Consider the following 17,975-nt stretch of genomic DNA (forward strand, 5'->3'; position numbering starts at 1 on the left):
CGTGGGAATAACTGCGTTATTGTTTATTTAAATTCCAGTTGTATTCAAAGTAGCTGAGCTTCGCTTTATCTGAAACTTTTTCGGTTCGGTATTTATTTATAAAGTCGATTTCTGTAGTGCCATTCATGGTAAAATCTTCCTTGTACCATTCCATGATTTTTGAAGCTGAAACTTTGTTTTTTTTCACTTTTAGGAAACTTCCATTGATAGCTTTTTTTGTTTGCGCTTCTAATTGTGTATCTAAAGTACTCGGCAAATACGCTTTGCTGATTAATGGCGGACAGCCAACAGCACCACAGACTAAAACAAAGTGAAATCTTGGGTCTTTAAATTTTGGACGTAACAGCTTGTGCTCAATATCATTTAGTGTTATCTGTTTTCCAGCTAAACTATAAGTTGTCTTATCAAAAAAACCTTTGTTATCTAATGGCGAGTTTGTTGGGTAATTATCAATTATACCTTTAATGACTGAAAGATTATAAGCGTTTATCCAAAAGGCTTGGTAATTTTTAGCATCGCTTTCTTTTACAGAAATTTTTTCGGCATTTGCCAAAAGTGCGTTTAAAGCATCTGGATTTTTATGAATATCTGCATAAGCCACTTTCCCGTTTTTCACATTGTTTTTAAAGAAAGCGTCAGCTTCTTTAAAGAATGTATCTAGGCTTTGAGCTTGCAGATTTGTCCCGATGAGTGTAAAAAGTATAAGGATATATTTTTTCATGATTATTTAATGTTAAATCGTTGTAACGGCACTTATGTCGCTACTAAATCTTTGTACTTACAGAATTTTTAAAAGAATATTCGTGTCTCGATAAATTTTAAATCCTTACACGTTTTTCCTATTTAAATTGCTTCTAAATTAATTTCAAACTTTAAGTTATTATCTTTAGATGCGACTCACCAACCACTAACCAATAATTATATGGAACACATTGTTATCATCGGAAATGGAATATCTGGCGTAACCACCGCAAGACATATTCGTAAACTTTCTGATAAAAAAATCACCATAGTTTCTACTGAAACCGATTACTTCTTCTCACGTACCGCATTAATGTATGTCTATATGGGACACATGAAGTTTGAGCACACACAACCTTACGAAAACTGGTTCTGGGAGAAAAATAGAATAGACCTTAAAAAGGGTTATGTAAAAACTGTGGAAACAAAATCGAAGACTTTACATTTTGCCGACGGCGATACATTGAAATACGATAAGTTAGTCATTGCTACTGGAAGTAAGCCTAATAAATTTGGCTGGCCAGGACAAGATTTAGATGGCGTTATGGGCATGTATCATAAACAAGATTTAGACAATCTTGAAAAGCATGCACCAAACAATGACGTTTGTAAACGTGCAGTTATCGTAGGCGGAGGATTGATTGGTATTGAGCTCGCAGAAATGCTAAATTCTAGAAGTATCCCTGTGACATTTTTGGTACGAGAAAGTAGCTTTTGGAATGGCGTTTTACCATCTGGCGAAAGCGAGATGATAAATAGACACATAAAAAATCATCATATAGATTTAAGACTTTCTACCAACTTAAAAGAAATAAAAGCGGATGAAAACGGAAAAGTAAAATCGGTCATTATTGAAGAAACTGGTGAAGAAATAGAATGTAATGTAGTTGGTTTAACCGCAGGTGTATCTCCAAATATTTCATTCTTAAAAGACTCAGGAGTTGAATTGGGTCGCGGCGTAAAAGTGAACCGGTATCTCGAAACAAACATTGAAGATGTATACGCCATTGGTGATTGTGCCGAGCAGCACGAAGCTATTGGTAACAGACGACCAATTGAAGCCGTTTGGTACACGGGCCGTATGATGGGCGAAACCTTAGCACAAACCATTTGTGGAAATCGAAGAGAATACAAACCAGGACATTGGTTTAATTCTGCAAAGTTTATGGATATAGAATACCAAACTTACGGTTGGGTATTTAGCGAAAGAAACAAGCAAGATTATGAGCAACATTTTCATTGGAAACACGAAGACGACACCAAGTGTATTACAGTAGCTTACAACAAAGACACTAACAAATTTTTGGGCATTAACACATTTGGTATTCGTATGCGACACGAGGTTTTTGACCGTTGGCTCACCGAGGAGCGTGATGTAGATTATGTAATGAATAATCTACCAGAAGCCAACTTCGACCCAGAATTTTATAGTCATTACGAAGCTGAAATTCTTTCAGCATACAACAACACATTACAAACCACTTAACCATGAGTACTAAAATAAATCATAGCATGTCTTTGGCAAAACCAGACGCTCTAGGCATTACTACTAAACAAAAAGTCGCTTTAGCTGTAGGTATTGTTGGCTTATTTATATTAACCTTAGCCTTATTTAATACTAATTTTCCTAATGAAGGACTCTCTTTAACAGCCGCTTTAGGATTAATTGCTATTGGAGTAATCATGTATTCTAGAGAGGCTTATCTTACCAAATTAGAAGGCATAAAAAATGATGGGCAATGGTTTAAATCCATTTCGTCGCGAGGTATTTGGGGTTGGACACTCGGTGTTATTCTAACCGCTTTTTATATCGTATTGTACTTCTATCCAAAATACTTGGGCTTAGGCCAAGGCGTTGATGGTTCTAATACTGGATTAATATCCTTATTCGACCCATTAAGTCAATTATTATCTGGTAGAAATGCAAGCCAATGGTTTGTATATGGTACACTTTACACCTTAGCTATTTTAGCTTTCGGATATAAATTTATTCTTAAGTATAGACACAATCGTTATCAACAAATACGGACGTTTTCTGTAATGTTTTTTCAATTAGGTTTTGCCTTCTTGATTCCAGAATTTATGTATGTAATGAATAATGATTTACCATATTATGATTTAAAAAGTGTATGGCCATTAAACTATTATCTCTTCGATGAATGGTCAGTAAACGCCTTTTTATCAAATGGTTCAATTGGCTTAGCCTTAATCATTTTTGGCATACTTTCTATATTTGTAATTACGCCTATCTTAACTTACAAGTATGGCAAACGTTGGTATTGTTCTTGGGTTTGTGGTTGTGGTGGCTTAGCCGAAACCGCCGGTGACTCATTTAGACATTTATCTTCAAAAAAACTATCTGCTTGGAAATTAGAACGTTGGTTAATCCATACTGTATTGGTATTTTCTGTAGTGATGACTACAGCAATGGTATATACTTACCTCGGATACGATAAAAATGATTTTTGGTTAACACGAGGTGTGTTTATAAGCTTAGTTATCGGATTTTTAACTCTTGTTTTTGCGGTTGTCATGTACTTTAAAAGACAAGAATTAGGAAAAGATGCAAAAGCAGGTGCTATTGGTTATTTAGCTGTTATTGCCCTCTTATTAATCATGCATTTTACAGGAACTACCGAGCATGTCTTTTTTGTAAAAGGAGGAGCTTTGCGTTCTGCATACGGCATCTATATTGGCTCAATATTCTCTGGAGTCATTGGCACTGGATTTTATCCAATTTTAGGAAGCCGTGCATGGTGTCGTTTTGGATGTCCTATGGCTGCAATTCTTGGATTTCAGCAGCGTTTATTTTCAAAATTCAGAATTACAACAAATGGCGGTCAGTGTATCTCTTGCGGTAATTGCTCTAACAGTTGTGAAATGGGAATCGATGTGCGCCATTATGCCCAAAAGGGCGAAAACATTGTACGCTCAAGCTGTGTAGGTTGTGGTATTTGTTCTGCGGTTTGTCCTCGTGGTGTTCTTAAATTAGAAAACGACTCAATGAAAGGTCGTATAAATCCTACTGAAATCCTTTTGGGTAACGATGTTGATTTAATGGAACTCGTAAATCAAAAGTAATGCGAATTCTTGTTTTTTTCTTACTAATCAGTAGTTTTGCAATCAGTAAAAAAAGCTATCAAAAAAACTATTTTGACAATGGTCAGTTAGAATCTGCTGGCTGGGTTGAGAATGGTAAAAAGGTAAAGTATTGGAGATATTACCATCCTAACGGAAAAGTAAAATCAGAAGGGCATTACAATAATGGCCTCAAAACCAAATTTTGGAAACTTTACAGAGCCAATGGCATAAAAGAAAGTGAAGGACATTACGAGGCTGATAAAAAAATAAAATGGTGGATTTTTTATGATGAGAATGGTTATGTTAATCATAAATGTCAACTGAAAAACAACCAAAAAAATGGGTACTGTCTCATGTACAGAAAGCAAGAATTAGTTTCTGCAGTAAAATATTCGCTTGGTAAAAAACTGAAAGAATGGACGGATTTTAAATCCTTTAAAAAAGAAAATAGACTTAGAGACCTACAATGACCCAACGCATTAAAGTTATTATTCCTGCTTATAATGAAGAAGAATCTATCCCTCTAGTCATTGCAGACATCCCTAAAATTGTTGACGAGATTATAGTTGTAAGTAATAATTCTACAGACAATACTGAAGTAAATGCTAAAAATGCAGGCGCCACAGTCTTGGTCGAAAACAGAAAAGGCTATGGTTATGCCTGCCTTAAGGGAATAGATTACATTGCTTCAACATCACTCAGCGACCATAAAAAGCGACCAGATATTATTGTTTTTTTGGATGGTGATTATAGTGATTACCCTGAAGAACTGACAAAAATAGTTGCACCAATTATTGAAGAAGATATCGATTTTGTCATTGGTGCTAGAGATAAGAATCTTCGTGAAGCTGGCAGCATGACAGGACCTCAAGTTTTTGGGAATTGGCTTGCAACCACTTTAATGAAACTCTTTTTCCGTTCAACATTTACGGACCTTGGGCCGTTTAGAGCTATAAAATATGATAAGCTTTTAGCTCTCAATATGGAGGACAAAACTTATGGCTGGACCGTAGAAATGCAACTTAAGGCGTTGAAGAAAAAATACACCTATAAGGAAATCCCTGTAAATTATAGAAACAGAATAGGTGTCTCAAAAGTTTCTGGAACGGTAAAAGGTGCTATATTTGCAGGCGTAAAAATCCTGACATGGATTTTTAAATACAGCTTTAAATAATGCTTATAGAATCTATCATAATCGTCATTTATACGATTGCCATCATACTTATTTTTATGTATGCTTTGGCTCAACTTAACTTGCTCTACAACTACCTTTCTTCAAAAAAGAAAAAAGATACTTGTGAGAAATTTGATTTATCTAACCCTGATGAAATTCCATTTGTCACTATTCAGCTTCCGGTCTTTAATGAGATGTATGTTATGGATAGGCTTCTGGACAATATCGCTTTAATTGATTATCCAAAGGATAAGTTAGAAATTCAAGTGTTAGATGATTCTACAGACGAAACCGTAGCCAGTACACGTGATCATGTAGAAAAACTAGCTGCAACTGGTCTAGACATAACGCATATTACGAGAACTGACCGAAGCGGCTTTAAAGCTGGTGCTTTAAAAGAAGGTTTAGAAATTGCCAAAGGTGAGTTTATTGCCATTTTTGATGCTGATTTCCTTCCGCAACCTAATTGGTTAAAACGTACAGTACCTTATTTCAAAAATGAAAAGGTAGGCGTTGTACAGACACGTTGGGGACATATTAATAGAAACTACTCTTTGCTTACCAGAATTCAAGCTTTTGCTTTGGATGCTCATTTTACTTTAGAACAAGTAGGAAGAAATAGTAAAGGACACTTTATTAACTTTAACGGTACTGCTGGTATATGGCGTAAAGCGTGCATTATAGACGCTGGTAATTGGGAAGGTGACACCCTTACTGAAGATTTAGATTTAAGCTACCGTGCTCAACTTAAGAATTGGGAATTTAAGTATCTTGAAGATGTTGAAACACCTGCTGAACTTCCTGTAGTGATTAGTGCGGCGCGCTCGCAACAATTCCGTTGGAATAAAGGTGGCGCAGAAAATTTCAGGAAAATGCTTTGGCGTGTTGTTAAGTCGAAAAATATCTCTGCTAAAACAAAGATACATGGTTTACTACACCTCTTAAATAGCACCATGTTTTTGAGCATTTTTACTGTAGCCATTTTAAGTATTCCTATGCTTTATATAAAGAACGAATATGCTCATTTACGCAACTATTTTTACGTCATGAGCTTTTTCGTAACAAGTACCATTATCTTTTTTGTGTGCTATTGGTTTATGTATAAGAATATTTATGGTAGTGGTTTTAAAAAATTCTTTAGCTATATAGGAATGTTTTTTACGTTTTTCTCCATAGCCATGGGCTTTTCGCTTCACAACTCTATTGCTGTAATCGAAGGACATATTGGTAAACGAAGTGAATTTGTTCGTACGCCTAAATTCAATATTAGTACATTAAAAGACTCTTGGAAAGGCAACAAGTATTTGCGCAAAAAAGTATCACCTCATGTGATTATCGAAGGCATATTGATGCTCTATTTTGGATTTGGTTTGTACAGTGCATTTGTTGTTGGTGACCAAGGTGGTGATTTTGGGTTATTTCCATTTCACTTAATGTTATTTATTGGTTTTGGCTATGTATTCTTTAAATCTCTAGGTTCTAAAGCTTAACGATTTTTAAGCTAAATTTATATACATCTTTAGCTTATGTTTCTTCAAAGTACTTTTTTAAAATACACCAAGATACCCTTAGCATGCTTACTTATTAGCTTAGTCCTCTATGCTAGTTTTGCTTATGATTTAGTCCGTACGGAACCTACAAAACTGATTCTTTTATACCTATCGTTATTTGTAGTTGCTTACATCTTAAAGAAATCAGGCGGTTTCAACTTCGGGTTTTTAGTGTTAGCTTCAGTTTTAGTCCGACTAATTTTCTTGCCAGCTGTCCCTAATCTTTCACAAGACTTTTATCGGTTTATTTGGGATGGGCAAATGCTCGGTGTTGGATTTAATCCTTATCTGACCACCCCAGATTTTCAAATGGATTTAGGAATCATGTCTAACTTTCCAAACCAAGTAGAATTGTATAATGGTATGGGAAAATTAAGTTCTTCGCATTACACAAACTACCCTCCAATAAATCAAATACTCTTTTATATTGGAAATTTATTCCCTGGACAAAGTATCACAAGTTCGGTCATTGGAATGCGTCTATTAATAATAGCAGCAGACATAGGGACACTCTGGTTTGGAAAAAAGCTACTGGAAAATTTAAAATTACCACCTAGCAGGATATGGTTTTACGTTCTAAATCCTTTTATAGTTATTGAGTTTACTGGTAATCTTCATTTTGAAGGCGTTATGATTTTCTTCCTGGTTTGGAGTTTATATCTACTGCAATCTGGTAAATGGAAATGGGCAGCAGTGATGCTGGCATGTTCTATCTCTGTTAAGCTCATTCCTTTAATGTTTTTGCCAATTTTCTTTTGGTGGTTCACCAAAGAGAAGAGTCAAAGAATTCCAGATTTAAAAAAGCTTTTTGTTTTCTATTCTATAGTTCTGATAACAACAGTCATCTTATTTCTACCCTTTTTCTCAATTGAATTTATAGACAACTATACACAAACGGTAGGACTTTGGTTTAGTAATTTTGAATTTAACGCGAGTATTTATTATCTAGCTAGAGAAATCGGTTATCTCATAACAGGTTATAACGAAATAAAAATCATCGGCAAGATTCTGCCAATTATTGCTATACTCATTATCCTTTACCTTTCATTTTTTAGAAAAAACAACAACTTACCAACCTTGGCTAAGTCTATACTTTTAGCTTTCACCTGCTACTTGTTTTTAAGCACTACCGTACATCCTTGGTATATTTCTACATTAGTTGTATTGTGCTTGTTTACAGATTATAGATATCCTATAGTTTGGAGTATTGTAATTGTGTTGAGCTACCTATCTTACATCAGCATAGGAACGGCAGATAAATCAGAAAAATTATGGATAGTAGCTTTAGAATACGCTATTGTATTCGGAGTGTTTATCTACGAAGTAATTTTAAATAAGAGGTTGAAGATTTAATCCGCTATATCTTCATCAGGTGGTTGTACTGCATCTGGATCATCATCATCAAAGTCTTCATAATCATCTTCGTCATAATTCTCCATGGTTACTGCCAGCGTAGAACTAACTTTCACTAAATACTTAGTGTCCTCAGTGGTTACTTCTACAGCTTCAATAAGTTCATTTTTTAAATTTCTGAAAGATATGATGTGAGCGTCATCATAACCATCAGGGTATTTCTCAACCAAAAGCGCTAAAATCTCAGGAGTTAACTTTTTAAAATCAACTATTACACGTTTCAGATTATCTTTCATTTCTTTAATATAAGATGGTTTAGTATTACCAAGATACAAAGGAATTTAATTCAAAAAATAAATCTATATTAAATAATTCGTTTTTTTTCGATAAACAGTTAACTCAATAAAATACTATCTTTACTAATCTGTTATCGTAGATTACTCAAGATGGTTTTATAGAAATCTAAAAACCTGTTAGTTTTGAGTAAAACAATAATATTGTAATTATGAAATCACAAACACTACAACACAAAAATGCATTTGGTAAATTATTAATGTCTGTTGGACTATTTATTCTAGTAGGAATTTTGTTTAATCCATTGCAAGCACAAACAGAACCTATTACCGTAAAGGGCATTGTAAAAGATATTAATGGTCCTTTAGATGGCGTAAGTATCTATCTTAAAGGTTCTAAAGCAGGAACAGTATCAAAAGCTAACGGAAATTTTACATTTCCGAATCAATTAAGTTCTGGTGACGTTTTAATCTTTAGCTATTTAGGTTATAAAAAGGAATCTATAGTTATAGATAAAGACTCAACCTTTATTGAGTTGACCATGACAGAAGAAGCTATTGACGTGCTTAGCGCACCTAACACCAACTTACCATATAAAAGCAAGCGAAGACGTTCAAACTAATTGATATTTATGGTTAGACGTTTTTTTCTTTTAGGATTCCTTATAATATCCTTACAAATTAGTTCTGCGCAGTCTCAAGATTTTGAATCTATAGATTTCAAGAAGGCTGACCAACTAGCTTTACAAAACCGTGGTGCTAAACTAGACGACATGCCCGAGCTGGTTTATAATCTTACTAATGATCTTGAAACTGATGTTGAACGTTTTAGAGCGATTTATTTGTGGGTATGTACAAACGTAAAGAATGACTACGGACTATATGCTAAAAACAAGCGTAAACGTAACCGTTTTAAAGACGATAGTTTAAAACTTGAAGCTTGGAATGAAAAGTTTGCAAAGAAAATTTTCTCTACGCTTCTTAGACGTAAACGGACGATTTGCACAGGCTATGCTTATACGGTTAAATCGCTTTGTCAATTAGCCAATATAGATTGTGAAATCGTCAATGGTTTTGGGAAACCGAGCTCTGGAAATCCTGAAGATTTAGAAGAACCAAATCATAGTTGGAACGCTGTAAAGCTTGATGGAAAATGGTACTTAAGTGATCCTACTTGGGCTAGCGGAATACAAGACCCTGAGACTGGAAGATTTAAATTTAATTACAATGACGGTCTATTTTTAGTGTCTCCTCAATTGTTTGCAATCAATCATTTTCCTATTGAGCAACGTTGGTTTTTAATGGACAGCATCCCAACATTTGATGCCTTTGTAAACGCTCCAATAATATATAACGATGCTTATAAATTGTTATCTAATCATATAAGTCCGCAAAGACTATACAACGAAATTAAACGTGACTCTTCTCTAAGTATTGATTACGAACTTAAGCCGAATATTAATGCAGAAAATGTAACACTTACTATAGACGATGGTAATACAACTTATAATCGGCTACCAGATACTGTTGAGCAAAACAATAATAGCATCAACATTAAATACAAGCTTAAAAAAAGAGGGTTTTACGACATTCATTTAAGAATTGACGACCTACTTATTGCTACCTATGTGGTAAGGGTTATACCTTGATTTATGGTTCTAAAAGAAAAAACCGAAACTACCTGTAACTCCAAAACGTCTAGCATCTGGCAAGTCCAAGTAATTACCTCTGAAATTAAAATCTATACGTAACACTTTAAAGATATTTGCAACTCCAAAACTATACTCATAGTACACTCGAGAATCTGGAGCTCTTAAAATAATTTCTGCCGGATTTCCGGTAGTACTTAATAACCGGTTAGAATTGGATAACTCACCCCAAACTCCACGCAAACCCAAAACAGCTCTTAAGTTATATTTCTTCAAAAAAGGAATACGCGAAAATATACGCCCATTAAAATTGTGCTCTACATGCAAAGATGTGTAGGTATCCGTCACAAATTCATAAAAATCTAACTGCGGGAAGGTATTATATATTGAAAAATACGTCTGATTACCTGGTACAACACTTAATAAAGCTAATGGCACATCACCAAAAGTTTTACCAACTTCTATAGACGTAGTTAAACGTCCAAAACCACCAACTTGCCACGGCTGTATGTAAGAGAATTGCAGCTTCGTATAGTCAAAATCACTATTTAAAAAGCCTTCATCACCTCTACTGAATTGCGCAAATAATCGCGCAAAATCATCATTCTTTTCCTTTCGTTCAACACCAAAACCAGTCATTTGTCGCTTTGGATAGTAAGCTACAGAAAAGCGTGTTTCAAATTGATTGACTTCTGAAGAAATCCCGCTAGGCGAATCAGCATCATTATAATCTAAACTAAATGTTGGAGAAGCAGAACGCAACTCACGATAACTACCATCAAGTCTAAAAACGACATTCCTAAAAGGCTCAATAGAAAAACCAAGATTGGTTAAATTTATATTGGTAAGCTTATCGTTTGTGCCACCTGCTATAACAGCTGAGGACGCCAAACTACGTCCTAAAACATCCGTAGAGCTCGTTAAACTCGCTCCAATTTGTTCGACATCTCGTCGGTTTCCTCCAAAAATGGTGAGTCGACTCTTTTTGTCTAGTAACCACTTTCCTGAAATGCCATATTTAAATTTGTCATCTCTAAATCCGTAAGCCAAAAAGCCTTCAAGACGCCATAAGTCATTAGGCCCAAAGTAAGTTCTTCCTCCAGCACGTAAACGCAGACCTTCAACATCGTTAAATCCAAAGGTTGAAAATATGGGGCCATAATCCATATTAATACTTGGGAATTCAATATAACCCGATGCTAAAATGCTTCCTAAATTATAAAGGCGTTTAAACTTTTTAACCGTCTTTAAAGTGTCTAACATTTTATAGACTCCCTTTTCATCTTTATTTAGAGCTTCTAATCTGTTTTTCTCCCAGAAATCTTCTTCTCTATTATAGACATCTTCATCAAAATTATAAACTTCCTTATCGTAGAACTTTGAGTCTTTCTCTATATCAAATTTATAATTATCGTAAAGTGTCGTTCGCTTTCCATAAACACCACGTGACTTTTCTTTTTTATTTAAAGCGAAGTCTGATAAGAAATAATCGCGTTTAATTAAAAATAACGAATCGTTAAGCACTTCGAACTCCTGCTCAATGTATATTTCTTTTACCCAGTTGATATTGGCACTTTTTGAAGCTTGAAGATTAATTTCTTTTATGGCATAAGTAGAATCATTAACCCAGAAATCGCCTTTAAAGGTCAGCTCATTTTTACGTCGCGGATAATAGATAATATTGTAACACCATTTGTTATCTATGAAAGCACTATCGGAAAGCACATAATTATAAGTCTGAACTCCTGTACGGCTTAAAGGACTAACAAAACTCTTATCAAAAAACTTAAGATAGTTATCGTAGATATCATAGTCTGAATATAAATCGTCTATAAAATCTATAATGATTTGATTATTGCTAAACCCTGAGTTTTTATTCCCTATTAAATCTTCTCGCTTTTTATTGATGACATTATCACCCGAAATCTTTTTAACAGATTCATTTAAGAAAATAGGTAGATAGGTCTTACCTGTAACACGCGAAGTATCCACTTCTTCAAAAACAAACTCCATACCTTTAAAAAGCTTACTTTTTATAAGCGCACTGTCTATGGTATTTAAGTCGAATTCTACTTTCTCATATTGGTCATATTCGTACTGTTTAAACTGTTTAAGACCGTTTTGGCGCTTACGCTCCCATATTTTCTTAAGAATACGAATGGCTGGATTCTCAGAAGCTTTCTTGGATTGCTTTCCAGTAACAATAACTACAGCATCTAAGGCTGCCGCTTCTTCTTTTAATATGAATTTTAAATCGTAATTAACACGCTTAGTTAATTGGAACGTTAGAATTTCGTACCCTAGAAAAGACACTTCTAATGTTTCCCAATTTTCATCGGACTCTAAGTAAAATTTACCATCCTCATTGGTAATGGTACCAATAGTTGAACCTTTAAAAATAACATTTGCAAAAGCAATTGGCTGATTACTTTCATCGAAAACATAACCGCTAACCTTAGTTTGGGCTAAGACGATTATAGAATTTAGGGCTAAAAAAAGAAAAAGTAATTTTTGCTTCATAATCAAAAAACTTCATCAACTATTGTGCTAAACTTAAATTACAATAGAAGATGAAGTTTAATTAACGCAGAAATATGCGAATTATTTATTTGTACATCACCTTTTTTACAGCTTTAATAACATCTGTATGATTAGGCAACCACTCTTCTAACAATACAGGAGAATATGGTGCTGGTGTATCCGCAGTATTAATTTTTACAATTGGTGCGTCTAGATAATCAAATGCTTCAGACTGTACTAGGTATGTTATTTCTGTAGCAACATTTCCAAAAGGCCACGCTTCTTCAAGAACAACCAAGCGATTCGTTTTCTTCACAGAATTAACAACTGCTTTTCTGTCCATTGGACGCACGGTGCGCAAATCTATAATTTCACAAGAAATGCCTTCTTTTTCGAGTTCGTCAGCAGCTTTGTAAGCTTCTTTTATAATCTTCCCAAAGGAAACAATAGTAACGTCAGTACCCTCGCGTTTAATATCTGCAACACCTAATGGAATTGTGTATTCTCCTTCTGGAACTTCTCCTTTATCGCCATACATTTGTTCACTTTCCATAAAAATTACTGGGTCATCGTCTCTAATAGCTGATTTTAATAAACCTTTTGCATCATAAGGATTAGATGGCACTACAACTTTAAGCCCTGGAGTATTTGCAAACCAATTCTCAAAAGCTTGTGAGTGCGTTGCTGCTAACTGACCCGCAGATGCCGTTGGTCCTCTAAATACAATAGGACACTTAAACTGCCCTCCAGACATTTGCCTAATTTTTGCAGCGTTATTTATAATTTGGTCGATACCAACTAAAGAGAAGTTAAACGTCATATACTCTACAATAGGTCTATTACCCGTCATTGTAGAGCCAATAGCAACACCAGCAAAACCAAGCTCTGCAATCGGTGTATCTATAACTCGTTTTGGCCCAAACTCATCAAGCATACCTTTAGATGCTTTGTATGCACCATTATATTCAGCAACTTCTTCACCCATTAAATAGATGCTCTCGTCCCTGCGCATCTCTTCACTCATAGCCTCTGCAATCGCTTCTCTAAATTGAATCGTCTTCATCCTTTAAATTTTAATAGAACAGCAAAAATAGGAATAAAAGAAAAACTTTATTGATGAAATTTCTTTAAAATTTATTATGCACGCATAGTAAATATTCGAAAAAAAGTATTTATCTTCGTAACCACTTAATTTAAAAGGGTGTTTTCAGCTTTAATCCCTGTAAAATATAGTGTTTCAGAATAAATTACGATAACGTTATCGTAAATAAAATTATAGTTATTTAAACAAAAAAGAAGAGTTATGAAGATTTTAGTTTGCATTAGTCACGTGCCTGATACGACTTCGAAAATCAATTTCACAGATGGTAATACAAAATTTGATACCAATGGCGTACAATATGTTATAAATCCTAATGATGAATTTGGTTTAACACGTGCCATGTGGTTTAAAGAAAAACAAGGTGCATCCGTCGATGTTGTTAATGTCGGTGGCCCAGAAACAGAACCGACATTACGTAAAGCGTTAGCTATTGGTGCCGATTCTGCAATCCGCGTAAACACAGAAGCTAAAGATGGTTTTGCTGTAGCTAAAGAATTAGCAAAAGTAGTTACAGATGGTGGTTACGATTTAGTAATTGCTGGTAGAGAATCTATTGATTATAATGGCGGAATGGTTCCAGGAATGTTATCGGAATTAGTTGGTGCTAATTTTGTAACCAACTGTATAAGTTTAGAAGTAGATGGCACAAATGCAAAAGCTGTAAGAGAGATTGATGGCGGAAAAGAAACTGTAAACACGTCTTTACCATTAGTTATTGGCGGACAAAAAGGTTTAGTAGAAGAAAGTGATTTGCGTATTCCTAACATGAGAGGTATTATGATGGCTCGTAAAAAGCCTTTAAACGTTGTTGAACCTATTGGAGCGAATGCAGAAACTGCCGCAAACAGTTTTGAAAAACCTGCACCAAAAGGTGCTGTTAAATTGGTAGATGCAGATAATATAGATGAATTAATAAACTTACTTCATAACGAAGCTAAGGTGATTTAAATTCCCAAAGACGTCCATTGAGGCACTCGAAATGGACATTTAGGGATAGGTCACTTCGAGAACCTCAGTGACCAAAGCTTTTAAAAATTAATAATACGTTTCCCGTTTTCACGGGAACCATAAATAAAAGATTTATTATGTCAGTTTTAGTATATACAGAATCAGAAAACGGAAAACTTAAAAAAGCAGCTTTAGAATGTGTATCTTACGCAAAAGCAATTGCAAATGATATGGGAACAAGCGTTACTGCAATTGCTATAAATGCAAACGATATTGAGACCTTAGGAAATTACGGAGCAGATAAAGTTCTTAATGTAAAAGACGATGCTCTAAATCCTTTCAACGCAAAAAAGTATGCAGGCGTTATCGAACAAGCTGCTAAAAAAGAGGACTCGAAAGTAGTCGTCGTTAGTTCTAGTGCAGATAGCAAATATTTAGCACCATTATTAGCTGTAGGTTTAGAAGCAGGTTATGTTTCTAATGTTGTAGAAAAGCCATCTAGCCTCTCGCCTTTTACTGTTAAGCGCACCGCATTTACTAATAAAGCATTTGCAAATACAGAGATTTCGACAGACGTAAAATTAGTTGGCTTATCTAATAATTCATTCGGATTAGTAGAATCTGGTGGTTCTGCATCGATTGAAGATTTTTCACCTTCAATTTCAGAATCTGGCGTAACTGTAGAATCAGTAGACAAAGCCGCTGGAAAAGTAACTATCGCCGATGCCGAAGTTGTTGTTTCCGGTGGTCGTGGATTAAAAGGTCCTGAAAACTGGGGATTAGTTGAAGACTTAGCAGAAGTTCTTGGTGCGGCTACAGCATGCTCTAAGCCGGTAAGTGACTTAGGATGGCGTTCGCATAGCGAGCACGTTGGACAAACGGGTAAACCTGTTGCTACAAACCTTTACATTGCTATTGGGATTTCTGGAGCTATACAACACTTAGCAGGTATTAGTGCTTCAAAAGTAAAAGTGGTCATCAATACAGACCCTGAAGCACCTTTCTTTAAGGCAGCAGATTATGGTATTGTTGGCGATGCTTTCGAGGTTGTGCCTGTTTTAACTGAAAAACTTAAAGCCTTTAAAGCACAAAACGCCTAAATTTTATTATCTTTAAAATTCAAAGAACTGTTTAGATTTAACCAGTAGTTGGTAAATTCAAAATTTAAACGGTTCTTTGTGTTTTAGTATATTTAAATCTCGATTATCGAGAAATTATGAGTTTAGTACGCTTAAACATAAAAGGCATATCGTATAGCCAAACACAAAATGGCGCTTATGCTTTGATATTAAATGAGGTAGATGGCGACCGTAAATTACCAATAGTTATTGGTGCGTTTGAAGCCCAATCTATCGCTATTGCTCTTGAAAAAGAAATTAGACCACCTCGACCGCTTACTCACGATCTATTCAAAAACTTCTCTGACCGTTTCGCTATTGTTGTAAAGCAAGTTATTATTCACAAACTCGTGGATGGTGTCTTCTACTCTAGCCTTATTTGCGAACGCGATAATATTGAAGAAATTATCGATGCCAGAACTAGTGATGCCATTGCATTAGCACTTCGTTTTCAGGCACCAATTTTTACATATAAAAACATACTGGACAAAGCTGGAATCTATCTTAAAGTCAATCCCAAGAAGGACGAGCAAGATGACGATAGTATTTTAATGGATGAGCTTATTGCTGAAGAAATTGAAACAGCCGCATTTGGTGATGACATATACAGAGACAAATCGTTAGAAGAATTGCATAATCTTTTGGATGAAGCTGTAGCTAATGAAGATTATGAGGTCGCTGCAAAGATTAGAGACGAAATTTCTAAACGTTAAATCCCTTCCTATGAAACAATTTTTACTAGCTATTACAGCTATTTTTTTTGGTCTAAATATTGGAGCGCAAGAAGTTGAAAAAGCCTGGCAGTTTGAAACCGGAGAAACATTTCAACTTAACAATGGAAGTTTTAATTACAATGATTTAGAAGGAGATTACATTAGACAGAATAATTTAATGATTTTGTACATCAACGACTCAATTAATAGTGTTGAGCGTTATAAAATTTCTGAATTAACAGACTCTACGTTTGTATTTAGTAACGAATCAAAAACTTTTAATCTAAAATATAATTTCGAAGACAGAACTTCAACCTTAAGCAAAACATCTTCAGAAGACCAACTTATACCTAGTCAAGGTTTTTCACTTAATAGTCTATGGCGCGGTGCCTTAGGCATGGTCACGCTTATCTTTATTGCCTTTTTATTTAGTAGTAACAGAAGAGCAATAAACTGGAAAACTGTTGGTATTGGTTTAGCTTTTCAACTGATTATTGCCATAGGCGTTTTAAAGGTAGGCTTTGTAAAAACAGCTTTTGAATGGGTAGGAAGTCTTTTTGTGAGCGTGTTAGATTTTACCAGAGCAGGAAGTAAATTCTTATTTGAAGGACTTGTAATGGATATGGATACTTTTGGATTCATTTTCGCTTTTCAAGTACTACCAACTATCTTATTTTTCTCTGCACTTACGTCGGTACTTTTCTATTTAGGGATTATCCAAAAAGTAGTAAAAGCCTTTGGATGGTTACTGTCTAAACTTCTTAAAATTTCGGGTGCGGAAAGCTTGAGTGTTGCCGGAAATATTTTCCTTGGACAAACTGAAGCACCTCTATTAATAAAAGCTTACCTCGAAAAAATGAACAAGTCTGAAATACTACTTGTTATGATTGGCGGTATGGCAACTGTCGCAGGAGCAGTATTGGCGGCTTATATTGGTTTTCTCGGAGGTGATGACCCAGCGCTTCGTTTGGTTTACGCCAAGCATCTCTTAGCGGCATCGGTAATGGCGGCTCCTGGCGCTATTGTGATTTCAAAAATATTATATCCACAAACCGAAGATATCAACACAGACGTAAGTGTATCTCAAGAAAAAATTGGTTCAAACATATTAGATGCTATTTCTAACGGAACTACAGAAGGCTTAAAACTAGCTGTTAATGTAGGCGCAATGCTATTAGTATTTGTTGCATTTATTGCAATGATTAATGGTGTTTTAGGCTGGGTTGGGGATGTTACTACCATAAACGAATGGGTAATGGCAAACACACCTTACCAAACACTTTCGCTAGAGCTTATTTTGGGTTATACCTTTGCACCACTCATGTGGTTAATCGGCGTATCATCAGAAGACATGGCACTTATGGGGCAACTTCTAGGTGTTAAATTAGCAGCTAGTGAATTTATTGGATACATTCAGTTAGCAGATCTTAAAAATGTTGCAAATGCCACTCACCTTAATTACAACAAGTCTGTAATTATGGCCACTTACATGCTTTGTGGTTTCGCCAACTTTGCCTCTATAGGAATTCAAATTGGCGGTATCGGTTCTTTAGCGCCAGGTCAACGTAAACAATTGTCCAAATTTGGAATGAAAGCCTTAATTGGTGGAACTATCGCCTCTTTAATTTCTGCAACAATTGCAGGAATGATTATTGGGTAAAAGAAGCCCCATTGTCTTACGGACATTTCCCCAAAGGGGAAAACATATACTTGTGAAAATTAGTTAATAACTT

General features: G+C 35.2%; 16 protein-coding genes. 12 read left to right on the forward strand and 4 right to left on the reverse strand.

Features of this window, described 5'->3' with window-relative positions:
* Positions 1-16 precede the first annotated feature (16 nt).
* Positions 17-721, reverse strand: a complete 705-nt coding sequence (locus tag BUB95_RS03095; RefSeq protein ID WP_073082898.1) for a DUF547 domain-containing protein — start codon at positions 719-721, stop codon at positions 17-19.
* Between the two features lie 201 nt (positions 722-922).
* Here BUB95_RS03095 and BUB95_RS03100 point away from each other — a divergent pair, with 201 nt between their 5' ends.
* Genes BUB95_RS03100 through BUB95_RS03125 form a run of 6 tightly spaced genes read left to right on the forward strand, consistent with a single transcriptional unit; the run spans position 923 to position 7,899 of the window.
* Complete coding sequence (locus BUB95_RS03100; RefSeq protein ID WP_073082901.1) at positions 923-2,227, forward strand: NAD(P)/FAD-dependent oxidoreductase; 1,305 nt, start codon at positions 923-925, stop codon at positions 2,225-2,227.
* Between the two features lie 2 nt (positions 2,228-2,229).
* On the forward strand, positions 2,230-3,822 hold the full coding sequence (locus BUB95_RS03105; protein ID WP_073082904.1) for a 4Fe-4S binding protein: 1,593 nt from the start codon (positions 2,230-2,232) through the stop codon (positions 3,820-3,822).
* A complete protein-coding gene (locus BUB95_RS03110; protein WP_073082907.1) occupies positions 3,822-4,292 on the forward strand; it encodes a toxin-antitoxin system YwqK family antitoxin in 471 nt (156 codons plus the stop codon). The genes BUB95_RS03105 and BUB95_RS03110 overlap by 1 nt, the downstream gene beginning before the upstream one ends.
* Positions 4,289-4,996, forward strand: a complete 708-nt coding sequence (locus tag BUB95_RS03115) for a glycosyltransferase family 2 protein (RefSeq protein ID WP_073082909.1) — start codon at positions 4,289-4,291, stop codon at positions 4,994-4,996. The genes BUB95_RS03110 and BUB95_RS03115 overlap by 4 nt, the downstream gene beginning before the upstream one ends.
* The gene (locus BUB95_RS03120) at positions 4,996-6,486 is read left to right on the forward strand and encodes a cellulose synthase family protein (RefSeq protein WP_073082911.1); all 1,491 of its coding nucleotides are present in this window, start codon (positions 4,996-4,998) and stop codon (positions 6,484-6,486) included. The genes BUB95_RS03115 and BUB95_RS03120 overlap by 1 nt, the downstream gene beginning before the upstream one ends.
* Positions 6,487-6,522: 36 nt before the next feature.
* Positions 6,523-7,899 (forward strand): MptA/MptB family glycosyltransferase, encoded by a 1,377-nt coding sequence (locus BUB95_RS03125; RefSeq protein ID WP_073082914.1) that lies wholly within the window; start codon positions 6,523-6,525, stop codon positions 7,897-7,899.
* On the opposite strand, the gene BUB95_RS03130 is transcribed toward BUB95_RS03125, so the two are convergent.
* Positions 7,896-8,195, reverse strand: a complete 300-nt coding sequence (locus BUB95_RS03130) for a hypothetical protein (RefSeq protein WP_073085047.1) — start codon at positions 8,193-8,195, stop codon at positions 7,896-7,898. The genes BUB95_RS03125 and BUB95_RS03130 overlap by 4 nt on opposite strands.
* A gap of 209 nt (positions 8,196-8,404) precedes the next feature.
* Here BUB95_RS03130 and BUB95_RS03135 point away from each other — a divergent pair, with 209 nt between their 5' ends.
* Both BUB95_RS03135 and BUB95_RS03140 read left to right on the forward strand, forming a co-directional pair.
* The gene (locus BUB95_RS03135; protein ID WP_073082916.1) at positions 8,405-8,815 is read left to right on the forward strand and encodes a carboxypeptidase-like regulatory domain-containing protein; all 411 of its coding nucleotides are present in this window, start codon (positions 8,405-8,407) and stop codon (positions 8,813-8,815) included.
* Positions 8,816-8,824: 9 nt separating this feature from the next.
* On the forward strand, positions 8,825-9,841 hold the full coding sequence (locus tag BUB95_RS03140) for a transglutaminase domain-containing protein (RefSeq protein WP_073082918.1): 1,017 nt from the start codon (positions 8,825-8,827) through the stop codon (positions 9,839-9,841).
* Positions 9,842-9,850: 9 nt separating this feature from the next.
* Here BUB95_RS03140 and BUB95_RS03145 read toward each other — a convergent pair whose 3' ends face one another.
* Both BUB95_RS03145 and BUB95_RS03150 read right to left on the reverse strand, forming a co-directional pair.
* A complete protein-coding gene (locus tag BUB95_RS03145; protein ID WP_073082921.1) occupies positions 9,851-12,361 on the reverse strand; it encodes a DUF5686 and carboxypeptidase-like regulatory domain-containing protein in 2,511 nt (836 codons plus the stop codon).
* Positions 12,362-12,446: 85 nt separating this feature from the next.
* On the reverse strand, positions 12,447-13,424 hold the full coding sequence (locus tag BUB95_RS03150) for a pyruvate dehydrogenase complex E1 component subunit beta (RefSeq protein WP_073082925.1): 978 nt from the start codon (positions 13,422-13,424) through the stop codon (positions 12,447-12,449).
* 240 nt (positions 13,425-13,664) lie between these two features.
* On the opposite strand from BUB95_RS03150, the gene BUB95_RS03155 reads away from it, so the two are divergent.
* The 4 genes from BUB95_RS03155 to BUB95_RS03170 all read left to right on the forward strand — a co-directional run bounded on the left by BUB95_RS03155 (position 13,665) and on the right by BUB95_RS03170 (position 17,902).
* A complete protein-coding gene (locus BUB95_RS03155; RefSeq protein WP_073082928.1) occupies positions 13,665-14,411 on the forward strand; it encodes an electron transfer flavoprotein subunit beta/FixA family protein in 747 nt (248 codons plus the stop codon).
* Between the two features lie 137 nt (positions 14,412-14,548).
* Positions 14,549-15,511: an electron transfer flavoprotein subunit alpha/FixB family protein gene (locus BUB95_RS03160; protein WP_073082931.1), complete on the forward strand. Its 963-nt coding sequence runs from the start codon at positions 14,549-14,551 to the stop codon at positions 15,509-15,511.
* 116 nt (positions 15,512-15,627) lie between these two features.
* Complete coding sequence (locus BUB95_RS03165; protein WP_073082933.1) at positions 15,628-16,242, forward strand: bifunctional nuclease family protein; 615 nt, start codon at positions 15,628-15,630, stop codon at positions 16,240-16,242.
* A gap of 10 nt (positions 16,243-16,252) precedes the next feature.
* The gene (locus BUB95_RS03170; protein WP_073082936.1) at positions 16,253-17,902 is read left to right on the forward strand and encodes a NupC/NupG family nucleoside CNT transporter; all 1,650 of its coding nucleotides are present in this window, start codon (positions 16,253-16,255) and stop codon (positions 17,900-17,902) included.
* Positions 17,903-17,975 lie beyond the last annotated feature (73 nt).

The sequence above is a fragment of the Winogradskyella jejuensis genome (assembly GCF_900129745.1).
GTDB lineage: Bacteria > Bacteroidota > Bacteroidia > Flavobacteriales > Flavobacteriaceae > Winogradskyella > Winogradskyella jejuensis.

Coding starts and splice junctions, on each gene's coding strand:
- BUB95_RS03110 (WP_073082907.1), top strand. CDS start 3,822: ATGCGAATTCTTGTTTTTTTCTTACTAATCAGTAGTTTTGCAATCAGT.
- BUB95_RS03150 (WP_073082925.1), bottom strand. CDS start 13,424: ATGAAGACGATTCAATTTAGAGAAGCGATTGCAGAGGCTATGAGTGAA.
- BUB95_RS03135 (WP_073082916.1), top strand. CDS start 8,405: ATGAAATCACAAACACTACAACACAAAAATGCATTTGGTAAATTATTA.
- BUB95_RS03115 (WP_073082909.1), top strand. CDS start 4,289: ATGACCCAACGCATTAAAGTTATTATTCCTGCTTATAATGAAGAAGAA.
- BUB95_RS03140 (WP_073082918.1), top strand. CDS start 8,825: ATGGTTAGACGTTTTTTTCTTTTAGGATTCCTTATAATATCCTTACAA.
- BUB95_RS03125 (WP_073082914.1), top strand. CDS start 6,523: ATGTTTCTTCAAAGTACTTTTTTAAAATACACCAAGATACCCTTAGCA.
- BUB95_RS03160 (WP_073082931.1), top strand. CDS start 14,549: ATGTCAGTTTTAGTATATACAGAATCAGAAAACGGAAAACTTAAAAAA.
- BUB95_RS03095 (WP_073082898.1), bottom strand. CDS start 721: ATGAAAAAATATATCCTTATACTTTTTACACTCATCGGGACAAATCTG.
- BUB95_RS03120 (WP_073082911.1), top strand. CDS start 4,996: ATGCTTATAGAATCTATCATAATCGTCATTTATACGATTGCCATCATA.
- BUB95_RS03165 (WP_073082933.1), top strand. CDS start 15,628: ATGAGTTTAGTACGCTTAAACATAAAAGGCATATCGTATAGCCAAACA.
- BUB95_RS03100 (WP_073082901.1), top strand. CDS start 923: ATGGAACACATTGTTATCATCGGAAATGGAATATCTGGCGTAACCACC.
- BUB95_RS03130 (WP_073085047.1), bottom strand. CDS start 8,195: ATGAAAGATAATCTGAAACGTGTAATAGTTGATTTTAAAAAGTTAACT.
- BUB95_RS03155 (WP_073082928.1), top strand. CDS start 13,665: ATGAAGATTTTAGTTTGCATTAGTCACGTGCCTGATACGACTTCGAAA.
- BUB95_RS03145 (WP_073082921.1), bottom strand. CDS start 12,361: ATGAAGCAAAAATTACTTTTTCTTTTTTTAGCCCTAAATTCTATAATC.
- BUB95_RS03170 (WP_073082936.1), top strand. CDS start 16,253: ATGAAACAATTTTTACTAGCTATTACAGCTATTTTTTTTGGTCTAAAT.
- BUB95_RS03105 (WP_073082904.1), top strand. CDS start 2,230: ATGAGTACTAAAATAAATCATAGCATGTCTTTGGCAAAACCAGACGCT.